Genomic DNA, 12615 nt, shown 5'->3' with positions numbered 1-12615 from the left:
TTTAAGGTGTGTGAATTGTGCCGTCAGGCAAGCGGCTTTGCGTCCATTCATGGGGACGATAAACCAGCGGATGCTGTGCCGCCTGTTCAGCATTGAAGGTGACGCCAATCCCCGCTTGTTGTGGCGGATAAACATAACCCTGCTTCACCTCTGGCGCGCCGGGGAATACGGCGTCAGTTAACGCTGAGCGTGGAATAAACTCCTGAATTGCCGCGTTATGAAAATGAATATTGAGATGGGTATTCACCGCCACGCCGATCGGCGTCATATCGCCCGGTCCGTGCCATGCCAGACGAACCCCAAAAGCCTGACATAATATCGCCAGTTTTATTGCCGGTGTGATGCCGCCAATTTGCGAAATATGACAGCGAATAAAATCGATGCGGCGATTAATAATCAGATCATGCCATTCTGCCGGATTATTAAATAACTCCCCTAACGCCAAGGGAATGCTGCTTTGCTGACGCACCTGTTCCAGCCAGGCGCACTGCTGCGGCGGCAAAATATCTTCAATAAAATAGGGCTGGAAAGGCTCCAGCTGTTTAGCCAGCTGCACCGCCTGCTGCGGAAACAGTCGCTCATGCACATCATGCAAAATTTCCAGCTTGTTACCATATTTCTCGCGCAGCGCACGGAACATCTCAACGGTGTTGGTCATGTACTCTTGCTGAGAATAGTAAGCGCCCTGTGTCGCATCTTGTGGCGAATGCAACGCTTCTGGCGTGCCGCCATAGAAGCCCAACTGACAACGAATATGGCGATAACCTTGCGCCAGTAATTCATCTACTGAGTGAAACAAGGCTTCCAGCGTTTCCCCGCTGGCGTGGGAATAGGCGGCAATCGCATCGCGTGATTTTCCGCCCAGTAACTGATAAAGCGGCATATCTGCCAGCTGACCTTTGATGTCCCACAACGCCATATCGACACCGGAAATCGCATTATTCATGATCGGACCGTTACGCCAGTAGGCATTAACGTTCATCATTTGCCAGAGGTCTTCAATATTATTAGCGTCACGCCCGATTAGCAGCGGATTTAAATACTCATCAACTAACGTTTTTACGGCCAACGGACGCTGTTGAAACGTAGCACAGCCATGACCTGTTACGCCTTTATTGGTTGTAACGCGCACAGTCACCAGATTATGGCGATCCGGACGAGTAATGAAACACTCGATATTTTCAATAATCGTTGGGGTCACAGCATGAGCTCCTACTTTTTTATCAAAGGAAATAAAATATTCAGGCAAATATCTTCACCTCGAAATTGCTCTGAAGCAAAACGTTTTTTTAACTTTATTTTGGTCAGTTTTCTTTTATTTTTTTGTTAAAAAAACGAACCAATTTAGTCAAACAGCCTTGTTAAGCCCTTTCATTGCTGCAAAGTGTGAACTTACTCATGTTTTATTGGTTTGTTTTGTTATCACCCATTCATTACCATTCCCTCGCTAATTAAAACAATAACCTCTGTCCGCAGGAGTTTTTATGGGTACGCAAGAAATTGTGAATACGATTATTCAGCTAGTCGGTGGGCAGGATAATATTAATAAGGTTTGGCATTGCATGACGCGTTTACGCTTCGATCTGCTTGATGAGAATAAAGTCGATCATGCAGCGATTAAAAAATTGCCGGGCGTATTAGGCGCGCAGATGCAAAGCGATCAATTTCAAATTATTGTTGGCCCAAAGGTGAATAGCTGGCATGAGCAATTAATTGCCGTACTGAAACCAGAAGCGGTTAATAAAAAACCGCAGGATAAAGCACGCAAAAGTCTCGTCTCTCTGTTCATGGATACCGTCTCGGGTGTGTTTGGCCCGATTGTTCCGGCCATTGCGGGTGCAGGCATGATCAAAGGCTTATTAGCCGGACTGGTTGCGCTTAACGTGGTTTCAGCGAAAAGCGATACGGTTATCGTAATCGATCTCATCGCCAGCGGCGTCTTTTATTTCCTGCCCTTTTTCCTGGCGGTTTCTGCGGCAAAAATATTTAAAACCAATGAATACCTTGCAGCTGCGGTAGCGGCCTGTTTGATGTATCCCTCTTTAACAGACGCGGCAAAAGCGCTGGCAACTCATCAGGAAGGTGCCGTCACCGCATTTTGGTTTTTGAATGCTGTGCCGGTCTCAATATTTAATTACGCATCGAGCGTCATTCCCGTGATTTTTTCCATTCTGGCGTTGAGTTATATTCATCGCGGCGTGGACAGAATCATGCCGGATGTGTTGAAAACGGTATTCACGCCAACGCTTACGCTATTTCTTGCCGCACTCGCCGCGTTAGTGATTATCGGCCCGACCGGCATTTGGCTGGGCAAAGGTCTGGCATGGTTTATTGAGGGATTATTTGGTGTTTCATCCAGTTTTGCCGGAATTATTGTTGGGGCTATTCGCCCGCTGGCGGTGTTAACCGGTATGCATCACGCTATGACGCCCATTGCCCTGCAAAATTTCAGCGACCGCGGCTATGACATGCTGATGCCCATGATGTTTATGGCCAATATGTCGATTGCAGGTGCTACCTTCGCCATTTGGACCCTTAATAAAGATCGCCAGGATAAAACCGTCACGCTTTCAGCGGCTATTTCCGCCTTGCTGGGCATAACTGAACCCGCGCTGTTTGGCGTGCTTACGCGCTACAAAAAAGCGTTTATTGCCGCCACCATAGCCAGCTCCGTTGCCTCTGCCTTCGTCGGTTTTTTCGGTGTGCGTTTATATGGTTATATCCTGTCGAGCATTTTCAGTTTGCCCGCTTATATTGGCCCCTACTTCATATTCGCTTTATCTGGCGTGGGAATAGCGCTGGTACTTTCCTACTCATTAACCCTCTTGTTAGTCGGAAAGAGCGAGTCATTACACATCGCTTCGCAAAAGTTACAGTAAGATGTGTAGGGCGTTCGTTGCTTTAAGATTGCATGGAAGCCAGGGCTGATCCGAGCGTAGATGTTGCTGTTTTGACAACGGCACAATGGATAAATGGGTGCTGGCGAGTTGTGGCCGTAAAGCGTCCGCCACAAGGAAGTGGCGGACGAGGCTGCAGGGAACGGGTTACGCCGTCTTTAGGAAACAACCGCCCGTGCCGCCTGAAACACCCTTGGCACTTAACGCCAATATCAGCCCTTCAGCGGCCATAACCAAGCGGCTCCCCGCACACCACTCGAATCACCATGCATGGCTTTCAGCACCGGCGTTTCACACTCTCCGCCAAATACCCACTTCTTCATCAACGCGGGCAACGTGTGATATAGGCGATCAACATTGCTCATGCCGCCGCCTAACACAATGACATCGGGATCAAGCAGATTCACCACCTGCGCCAGCGACTTCGCCAGGCGCATCTCGTAGCGACTCATCGCCAGCTCAGCAACCGGATCCTGCTGCTCCAGTAACTGAATAATGTCAGCCCCTTTACGCGACACACCACTCAGGCGCTGATAATCAATGGCAAAACCGGTGCCTGACACAAAGGTTTCAATACACCCTTGCAACCCGCAATAACACGGTACTTCTTCGCGATAACGTAATTCATCGGCATCCATCCACGGCAGCGGATTATGTCCCCACTCGCCCGCATTCCCATTGCCGCCAATGCGTGATTCACCCTTGATGGCGACACCGGCACCCGAACCGGTACCAATGATCACTGCAAACACCAGCGATTTGCCTGCGCCCGCGCCATCCACGGCTTCAGAAACGGCCAGACAATTCGCGTCGTTAGCGATGCGCACTTCACGATTCAGCGCCTCGGCTAAATCTTTATCCAGCGGTTGCCCATTAAGCCAGGTGGAATTGGCATTTTTTACGCGCTGGCTATACGGCGAAATCGTGCCGGGAATACCTAATCCTACGGTGCCGGTTTGACCGGTTTTCTCTTCTGCCAATAGCACTAAGTCAACAATTGCCTGTACCGTGGCTTGGTAGTCGTCACGCGGGGTATTAATGCGATGGCGAAACAACTCCTGGCCTTCATTAGACAAGGCGATAACTTCAATTTTTGTTCCACCCAAATCAATGCCTATACGCACGGTTTATTCCTCATTATTCGTTCAGGTGAGAGATACAGTAGAGGGCGCTTACCGGAAAGGCAATGAAACCAATCCTATGTTTCGCTATCATGCGCGCTGACTCTGTTAGACTTGTGCGCCCGATCGCGCCACGGTAAGGAATCCTGATGTTGTGGTTTAAAAATATGATGGTTTATCGTCTGAATCGTGACATTCCGTTGTCCGCAGACGAGATGGAAAAACAGCTCGACGCCTTTACTTTTTCGCCGTGTGGCAGCCAGGATATGAGCAAAACCGGCTGGGTGCCGCCGATGGGCAATCGCAGTGACGCACTGACTCATGAGAATAACGGGCAGATTGTGATCTGCGCCCGTAAAGAAGAGAAAATGCTGCCTTCGCCCGTCGTTAAACAGGCGCTGGAAGCCAAAATCGACAAGCTGGAAGCAGAACAGAGCCGCAAGCTGAAAAAGACCGAAAAAGATTCGCTGAAAGATGAAGTGCTGCACAGTTTGCTCCCCCGTGCTTTCAGCCGTTTCAGCCAGACCTATATGTGGATCGACACCGTAAACAACCTGATCATGGTTGACTGCGCCAGCGCCAAAAAAGCGGAAGATATGCTCGCTTTGCTGCGCAAAAGCCTCGGTTCATTGCCGGTAGTGCCGCTGACGTTAGAAAGTCCGATTGAGCTGACACTGACTGAATGGGTACGCTCAGGCGATCTGCCCGCCGGTTTTGCGCTAATGGATGAAGCGGAGTTAAAAGCGATTCTGGAAGATGGCGGCGTAATCCGCTGCAAGAAACAAGATCTGGTGTGTGATGAAATCGCTAACCACATTGAAGCCGGAAAGCTGGTGACTAAACTGGCGCTGGATTGGCAGGAACGCATCCAGTTTGTGCTGTCGGACGATGGTTCGGTAAAACGCCTGAAGTTCAGCGACACGCTACGCGATCAAAACGACGATATCGATCGTGAAGATTTTGCTCAGCGCTTCGACGCTGACTTTATCCTGATGACCAGCGAACTCGCCGCGCTTACCAGTAATCTGGTGGAAGCGCTGGGCGGAGAATCGCAGCGCTAAAAAAAATGGCCGCATCGTGCGGCCATTTATTTAGTCTTTCAGATAGCGACAGAGATAAGAACTCGGCTCACCCACCTGTAGATGAAACTCGCTGTGGCCCGGTACGTTAAACACCGAACCCGCTTCAAACCATTTCCACTCAGTCTCGCCAGGCAGCAACACTTTCAATGATCCGCTGACCACAGTCATCTCTTCGGGTTGGCCGGTGCCAAATGTATATTCGCCTTCGGCCATTACACCAACGCTGGCACGACCTGTGCTCGCACTGTCAAAACCGATGGATTTAACTTTTCCGTCAAAATACTCACTTACGTTGAGCATAATACTTCCTCACAGCACATTTAGGTGTCTGGCAGTGTAGAAGGGAACTCGCTGATCTGTCACGTGAAAAAACCAGCGATGTAGCAGAGTGTGATCTCACTAAACCTCAGACGATCAGCTCTGCCGCCAACTTCGCCACCAGCACGTTTGAAAGCAACACCGGAATACTCAACTTCTTCTGCAAGAAGTCGCGATGGTGCTGGTGATAACCAATACAATCCAGTACCACCACTTCTGCTCCCTGCGCCAGCAACGCCTCCGCTGCGGCTTGCAGTGTAGATTCATCGGCTAAATAGGGGCTGGCGACAGCGAAACAAGGTGGCTTATTAAGATGACGCCACTTGTTGGCCTGCTCACGAATTTGCTCTTTAACCGGCACCACAATGCCTACCTGATGCTGATGAACAATCGATTTTATCAGCGGCGGAATGATGCGATCTGGCTCCAGCAGTAATGCGCGTTGCGCCTTTAGCGTGCCGAATTCACCGGTGCACAACAGCAGAATAGTGTCGTAACCCGCTTCTTCCAGTGCGTCTATCTTTTGCTGTAATCCCTGCTCAACCTTCGGCGCAGCGAGTCGCACCTGTTGACCATTCCGCAAGCGCGACACCAAAATGCTGTCGCCAGGTTCAGCCGCGAACTGCGCTTCAATCTCCGCAACGCTCATACCATCCAGTAAGCCTACATGATCAATGTGATCGGCAGGCAGATGCTCCAGCAGCAGCGGCAGAATATCAATGCGCGGTGACTGACCAATGGTCAGCGTGACCAGGGATTTATTCATATTATGGATTCCGGTTACGTAGATGGCTTAGGCTGCCGTATAACGCGAGCAAACGGGCGTACTCGTCTGCGTCATAGAAGTGACAGGTTTCGCGCCCGAACTCTTTCGCTACTTCAACGGCAAATTTCGCCGCCGCCGCGATATCCACTTCATGGCTCGCGCCCGTTCCGCAACCCGGCACCACCGATTCAGCGGTAATCGCTACACCGACTACCGGAACATCGGTCGCGGTGGAGGGCTGCAAAATGCTGTTCAAATGGTAAATACCGTTGCCGTAAGGCGTGATGTCTTGCGTGGTGATCGGAAACGTCACTGCAGGACGGCCACTGGTCATTTCCATAATGCGCAGCAGATCGTCGGAAACGCGCAAAATGTAGCCCTCTTTCACCGTTGGCGATAACGCATAACCTTTGTGATTGATGATGCGGTTACCTTTGGTGGTATCGATCGACAGAATCGCATCCACGCCCTCAACCACTTCATTGTCATTCATGGTGACGTCGTCAATCGGTGAATCCATGAAATCGACGGGCTCATGCGGACGCGTTGGCGCATCCGGGCAAATATGCGTAGTGATGATCACATCGCCCGCCAGCACGTCGCCTTTGGTTTGCATTTGTGCCAGCTTCAGGGCGCTGGTGATGGCCGCTACAGCGCCGTCGGCATCAGACACCAAGCCGATACGCGTTGGACGCGCACCGATCCCCCCCAGACGTCCAATGATGCCCAGCGTCGGCGCATTACCGCCGGTGGCTTTGCCGTTGCTACCAGGAATATCGACTCTTACGAAGTCGGTGCGCCCTTTCGGACCGCTAACGCGTTTGAATGTAGCGCGAACACCCGGATAATCAGCAAACAGATCCACGACCTGCTGCCCATCCACAAACGCGCTGTCGAATAATTCAAATACCTGCAAAGTCTGCTGCAAACTCATCGTCGATCCCTTAGTTATTTTTTACTGCTACTGGCAAACAGCGAATGAAAGAAGCTGTACAGAGCGTCACCGGCGATAAAGCCCGCCGCCATGACTTCCATCGGCGAACGCCCGCGCTCGCCCCAGACGCGAATAATGACAATACGCAAAGCAATACCCACCACTACCGCCCAACCCGCCATCGCGTTATTAATTAATAAACCAGTGGCAAGCAGAACGCCGAGCTGGCGCTTCGGTCCACCAATGAATTGAATAATCGCGCCGGGAATGGCCCACATCAGCAAATTACCGGCAATGCCAGGTTCGGCTCCGGCCTGAATAGTTTTTGCGTAAACGCGTGCGACCGGCGGTAGCAGGTTCTCAGCAAAGAAAATTGTGTGCGCATACCACACCAGTGGAATCGAGACGACAAAGGCGATCATTGCGGCGATCAACTGAATGCGACGTCCCCATAATTCTTGCTGCATATCCGCGCCGTTACCGCGCAGGATAAAGCCCGCTTTCAGGTCGTAACCCATGTCTGCAAAAGCCGGGCCGGTAGCCGCCGTAAAGCCGCACAGCAGGCAGAGCGCCAGCGGCGGGAAGCCAAGCAAAATACCGACAATCAGGGTAATCAACGCCACGGCAAAGGCCGGGAACCAACCTGAATGCATCGCGGCAATGCCGACAATCAATTCATGAACAAAAGCGGCAAACGCGGCGTAGAGAATAAACAGCAGCAGCATGCCGATACTCATTTCGCTCCACAATCCGCCTGCCAGCGCCAGCAGGGCTGAAATTAAAAGATAGCCGACGCCGCCGAGACCCAGCGCGCGTTTCACTTCGCTGCCGTTACGACTGACCACCAGCGAATCCTGTTTACGGCTGCGAATCACCATCGCTACCTGAATCAACGCCACTAAACCGGCCCCCACCATGACACCGTGGGGAATATAAAGCGCATTGATATCAATGCCGGCAATCGGTTGCGCATAGGCCCGAAACAGGAAACCTATTCCTAACATGCTCAGCGCCCATATATTGCCGATAAACGCGGTGCCAAAAGCAGACATAGGAATCTTCAACATGGAGCCGACGATGCCACCTACAATGCCAACCACCAATAACCACGCTTGACGTCCACCGCGATCGCCGGCTTTGATCGCTTCAGCTGCGGCAACACCCGGTGGCCATGCATTACTGGCTGGAAATACGCGCGTATCAAATAAGCGATAGAGTAAATAGGCATCCAGTAACATCGCAGCGCTGACGCCACAAAATAATGGAAAGACTAATTGAGGTTCACCTAACGCCCACGGAACAGCAATGGGCATTAATAAACTGTTTGCCGCACCAAAGGTGGCAGAGGAAATAGCCGTTTGCGCCAGGTTTTGTATTTCAATCGAACGATAACGCCGGAAAGCTTGCAGAGGAATACGCGCTAATAACATCGCAAAGAGCGCGCCAATAATAGAAGTGTTAGGTGTTACGCCGATGGTGGTAATTAGCTGAATGCCAATTATCGCCCCCGCTATTGAAAGTAAAATTAAAACCAGAGCAACGCCAACCTGTTTTACAGGATTTACCCTTTCCATATTGTCCCCGCCAATGAATACCCAGACGAAATGAAATAACGCTTCACGAGCCAAAAGGCTCGCTTACGTCATTTTTTAAATTTCATCCTTGATTTACCTGCAGCGCAAAATACGCTGGGTAAAGTGAAGTAAACAGGCCCGAAGGCCTGAGTTTTCCCGGTGTGGCGAAATATTACGCCGATAAAATCATTTAGAGGTTACGCGCCATATTTATCGGCCATCTCTGCAGCCGTTGCGCGTAACGCGTCTAATAGTGCTGGCGGGTATCCCGGCTCAGCATCCTGCGACAGAAACGACAGGCAGAGCGCCACCGATTCGCCATGATGTTTATTGTTAACAATGACTGATAACGAACTGATTCCAGACAACGTTTCATTACGTGCCAGCGACCAGCCCTGCTGGCGGATCTCAGCCAGGGTTTCGCACAGCGCCTCAACATTCTGCGGAGAATTGGGCGAAACGTTTTGCCAGTTATCCTGATAATACGCCTTCACATCTTCATCGCTTAATAGCGATAACAACGCCCGACCAGTCGACGTGGCGACGGCAGGCATGCGGCTGCCCGGCGGAGTGACTAATTGCGTAAAGTGGCGGCCGTGGAACATGCGCATTACCAGCACTTCTTGTCTGTCCAGTTTAGAGACATATCCCATGCAGCCCGTATTGGCGGCAAGGCGCACCATCGCTGGCGAAACGCTATCAACCAGCGGTGCAGAGAGATAATGTCCTGCTGCCGCCAGCAATACGCGCCCAATGTGAAAACTGCGCGTTTCGGGATCACGTTCCAGCAAACCCTGACTTTCCATGGTTGCCAGCAAACGCGATACGGTGCTTTTCGGCAGCGTTAGCGCATCGACCACGTCTGTAAACGTCAGCCCGGCATGTCCCTGCGTAATACCTTTACGCTGAAACAATTTAAGTACGGCGGATGCGTTTTCGAGTGTGGTCATTTAGCAGTTTCACTATATGGAACAGAGTTCCTGTTTCGATGCAGCGAAAGTAAAACGTGACGCTTAATCGGTCAAGCTTAAATTAACCTCAGGGCAAATTTTAGGCAGTTTAATAACGTGTCTGACGTTTAATTCCAGGCGTTTTATAGGGTATTGAAGATAAAAAGCAGGACAGGATGCAGTAATAAATGAGAAACACGAGAAATTAAAGTAAATACGCAGAGGGCAATGATGAGAGGAAACAGTTGACTGGCGTCCTTGCCAGTGGAATTGCCTTACTCTTTTTCCACATCTTCATAACGGTCTTTAGCGTCTTGCGCTTCAGCTTCCGATTTATGTTCGCTAATGAGCGTATTGGGTGTGGGATGGTCGGCACGCAATTCATACCAGGTTACCTTGCTGTCTTCTGCGCCTTTATCGACGGGCACAATACGCGCTTCGCGTGGATACGGTGGTCTTGTTGGCATAATCAGTCCCTCTTGGCTAAATAGCATTCCACAAGACAGGCAATTGCCTGTCAGAAAGCAAGTATAGTCAAATGAGAGCAAAGGTAACTAAAACAGGGAAAAATCTGAGGGTTAGATCAGCTCGCGCGTGCCAGTGAAAGTGATTGCAAAATCTCCTCAACAACAGATTCGGGCAGTTGCATGGCGTTCACTTCATGATGTGCGGCGGCACGATAAAGATGCGCGCGTTCACGTAATACATCGCTCATCTCTTCCGCAATTGGGCGGCCCGTTAGCGTTGGACGCTGCCCCGCTTCTGGCTGGTTTTCCAGGCGTTCAGCCAACACTTCGGGCGGTGCGCTTAACCAGATAACCCGGCCATTTTCGCGCATAAAGCGGCGATTCGCTTCCGCTAACACCATGCCGCCGCCAGTGGCGATAATCGTGCCGGGTGCGGTAACCGCTTTGAGTGATTCACTTTCGCGTGCACGGAAACCTTCCCAACCCTCTTCCGCCACCATTTCCGTTACGCTGCGCTGTGTAACAAGCTGCAAGTGATGATCGGTGTCGCAGAAAGCGTAGCCCAGCGCCTGCGACAGTGCTTCGCCAACGGTGGTCTTGCCGCAACCGCGTGCGCCAATCAGAAAGATGGGTAGTGACATCAGGGCAGTTCCTCCGCCGTGGCAGCCCAGAGCGGCTGTGCGTTCAGCTCAATAATGCGACGCATAATAACCGTATTTTATTATCACCTCCACCTATCAAGCATCAATTGCGTGGTAGATGCAGGAGATTGAGAATAATCTTTTGAAATCGTTAGAATAGTTGATGCACGTTTTGTGCATGAGCACTCAACCCTTACCTTCGCAACATTTACTTACTGACCGTCATTTTACTTTAACCATGCTGGCCCTCATATACTCTATAAGAGTCGCAACAGGAGAGTCATCATGCAACGCGAAGAGCAACAACTTATTGATGGGCTGTTTAGCCGTTTAAAACAGGCTGAAAGTCAAACCACAGCGCGCGATGCCGCCGCTGAACAACTGATTAAGCAACATCTACAGGAACAGCCAGGCGCACCTTATTACATGGCGCAGGCGATTTTGATTCAGGAAGCGGCGCTGAAAAAGCTGAATGAGCGCGTCACTGAATTGGAAAATCGTGTTGCTCAACAGCAACAGCAGCCCCAGCAGAGCAGCGGTGGGTTCCTTTCAGGATTATTTGGCGGGCATTCACGCCAGGAACCCCCTGCACAACAGCAGCCGCCAGTCTGGAACAACGCGCCACAACAGCAGCCACCGCAATATGCCAATGCACCGGCAGCACGCGGCACCGGTTTTCTCGGCGGCGCGTTACAAACCGCTGTGGGCGTGGCGGGGGGTGTGGTAATGGCAGACATGTTGACCAGCATGTTCCACCATTCTCAGCCAGAGGAGATTGTGAACATCATCAACGAGCCGCCATTGCCGGACGTGAACAACAATCTCGATACCTTTAACGGAGGCGATCAGCAATCATTCCTTGATCAAAACAGTGGCTGGGATAACAACTTCGCCGACAACAATGATTTTAATGACGTTGGCGGCGATGATTTCGACGACGACAGCTTCGTCTAATCTCAGCGTTTTTGCTGCCTGAGCCAGCTATCCAGCTCATTCGCAAACTGTTGGCGGTCACGCGGACTCATCGCCGCTGGGCCGCCGGTTTGCACACCGCTGGCGCGCATCGTATCCATGAAATCACGCATAGTCAGCCGTTCACGAATCGTTGCCTCTGAATAACGCTCACCGCGTGGATTCAGCGCCGCAGCACCTTTTTCAATAATCTCTGCGGCCAGCGGAATATCAGCCGTGATCACCAAATCGCCTGGCTCTGCGCGTCTCACGATTTCATTATCCGCCACGTCAAAACCGGCGGGCACTTGAAGTGTGCGCAAATAGGGCGACGGTGGTACGCGCAAAAACTGATTTGCAACAAACGTCACGGTGGTTTGGGTTCTGTCCGCCGCGCGGTACAGCACTTCTTTTATGACATTCGGACAAGCGTCGGCATCGACCCAAATAGACATCGCAGTTCCTTATTCTCGGGGAATGATGGAGATCTTGCCGTTCTTCTCCAGAATGGCAAATTTTATTTGATCCAGCCGCTCCAGTCCTTGCGAACTGCGTGCGCTTTGCAGAATGTCGTCTTCACTGATTCCCGCTTTTCGGGCACGCTGTGAAAGTAATTTTCCCTCCTCAACCAGAATCAATGACGTTCCGTCGATCAACATTTCGACGCGGGGAAACCTTGTTTTCAATATTCCAAACATAATATCAATCACAATCAGCGTGATGATGGTAATTGACGCACCGGTGATCGAGAAATCATCCCCTAATAACGCCTGCTGGGTAGCTTCACTGATGATCAACAGCAAAATCAGATCGAAGGAGGTCATTTCCATCAAGGTGCGTCGTCCGGCCACTTTTAGCACCACCATCAGCAGCAAATACATACTCGCCGCGCGCAATACTGTTTCCATGTCGCT

The 12615-nt window shown here is 51.1% G+C and carries 14 protein-coding genes; 3 read left to right on the top strand and 11 right to left on the bottom strand.

All coding sequences use genetic code 11. The features are described 5' to 3' along the window. Nucleotide 1: 1 nt before the first annotated feature. Nucleotides 2-1201, bottom strand: a complete 1200-nt coding sequence (locus ACF2G4_RS00360) for an enolase C-terminal domain-like protein (protein ID WP_409075300.1) — start codon at nt 1199-1201, stop codon at nt 2-4. A 283-nt stretch (nt 1202-1484) separates the two neighbouring features. On the opposite strand from ACF2G4_RS00360, the gene ACF2G4_RS00355 reads away from it, so the two are divergent. Continuing rightward, nucleotides 1485-2879: a PTS transporter subunit EIIC gene (locus ACF2G4_RS00355; protein WP_409075299.1), complete on the top strand. Its 1395-nt coding sequence runs from the start codon at nt 1485-1487 to the stop codon at nt 2877-2879. A 230-nt stretch (nt 2880-3109) separates the two neighbouring features. Here ACF2G4_RS00355 and mak read toward each other — a convergent pair whose 3' ends face one another. Further along, nucleotides 3110-4021 carry a fructokinase gene (gene mak / locus ACF2G4_RS00350; protein ID WP_409075298.1) on the bottom strand — a complete coding sequence of 304 codons (912 nt, stop codon included), beginning with the start codon at nt 4019-4021 and terminating at the stop codon, nt 3110-3112. A gap of 146 nt (nt 4022-4167) precedes the next feature. Between mak and rdgC the strand changes: the two genes are divergently transcribed. After that, entirely contained in the window at nt 4168-5079 is a 912-nt protein-coding gene (gene rdgC, locus ACF2G4_RS00345; protein ID WP_243078432.1) for a recombination-associated protein RdgC, read from the top strand. A gap of 30 nt (nt 5080-5109) precedes the next feature. On the opposite strand, the gene ppnP is transcribed toward rdgC, so the two are convergent. The 7 genes from ppnP to aroL form a co-directional block, all read right to left on the bottom strand. Further along, a complete protein-coding gene (gene ppnP / locus ACF2G4_RS00340) occupies nt 5110-5400 on the bottom strand; it encodes a pyrimidine/purine nucleoside phosphorylase (protein WP_009091800.1) in 291 nt (96 codons plus the stop codon). A gap of 106 nt (nt 5401-5506) precedes the next feature. Next, complete coding sequence (locus ACF2G4_RS00335; protein WP_409075297.1) at nt 5507-6184, bottom strand: AroM family protein; 678 nt, start codon at nt 6182-6184, stop codon at nt 5507-5509. A 1-nt stretch (nt 6185) separates the two neighbouring features. Further along, nucleotides 6186-7118, bottom strand: a complete 933-nt coding sequence (locus ACF2G4_RS00330) for a DUF1177 domain-containing protein (RefSeq protein WP_409075296.1) — start codon at nt 7116-7118, stop codon at nt 6186-6188. Nucleotides 7119-7132: 14 nt separating this feature from the next. Further along, nucleotides 7133-8692 (bottom strand): OPT/YSL family transporter, encoded by a 1560-nt coding sequence (locus tag ACF2G4_RS00325; RefSeq protein WP_409075295.1) that lies wholly within the window; start codon nt 8690-8692, stop codon nt 7133-7135. Nucleotides 8693-8889: 197 nt separating this feature from the next. Beyond that, nucleotides 8890-9642: an IclR family transcriptional regulator gene (locus ACF2G4_RS00320; RefSeq protein WP_243078434.1), complete on the bottom strand. Its 753-nt coding sequence runs from the start codon at nt 9640-9642 to the stop codon at nt 8890-8892. Between the two features lie 275 nt (nt 9643-9917). Beyond that, entirely contained in the window at nt 9918-10109 is a 192-nt protein-coding gene (locus tag ACF2G4_RS00315) for a YaiA family protein (protein ID WP_215847483.1), read from the bottom strand. A gap of 116 nt (nt 10110-10225) precedes the next feature. Then, nucleotides 10226-10750: a shikimate kinase AroL gene (gene aroL, locus ACF2G4_RS00310; protein WP_215847484.1), complete on the bottom strand. Its 525-nt coding sequence runs from the start codon at nt 10748-10750 to the stop codon at nt 10226-10228. Between the two features lie 285 nt (nt 10751-11035). On the opposite strand from aroL, the gene ACF2G4_RS00305 reads away from it, so the two are divergent. Next, a complete protein-coding gene (locus ACF2G4_RS00305; protein WP_243078435.1) occupies nt 11036-11704 on the top strand; it encodes a DUF2076 domain-containing protein in 669 nt (222 codons plus the stop codon). Nucleotides 11705-11706: 2 nt separating this feature from the next. Here ACF2G4_RS00305 and ACF2G4_RS00300 read toward each other — a convergent pair whose 3' ends face one another. Both ACF2G4_RS00300 and ACF2G4_RS00295 read right to left on the bottom strand, forming a co-directional pair. Beyond that, entirely contained in the window at nt 11707-12156 is a 450-nt protein-coding gene (locus ACF2G4_RS00300) for a YaiI/YqxD family protein (RefSeq protein ID WP_215847485.1), read from the bottom strand. Between the two features lie 9 nt (nt 12157-12165). Beyond that, the gene (locus tag ACF2G4_RS00295; RefSeq protein ID WP_409075294.1) at nt 12166-12609 is read right to left on the bottom strand and encodes a DUF421 domain-containing protein; all 444 of its coding nucleotides are present in this window, start codon (nt 12607-12609) and stop codon (nt 12166-12168) included. Between the last annotated feature and the right edge of the window lie 6 nt (nt 12610-12615).

The sequence above is a fragment of the Pantoea phytostimulans genome, from assembly GCF_046118715.1.
Taxonomy (GTDB): Bacteria; Pseudomonadota; Gammaproteobacteria; order Enterobacterales; family Enterobacteriaceae; genus Pantoea; species Pantoea phytostimulans.
This window is presented reverse-complemented; position numbering and strand designations above follow the sequence as displayed.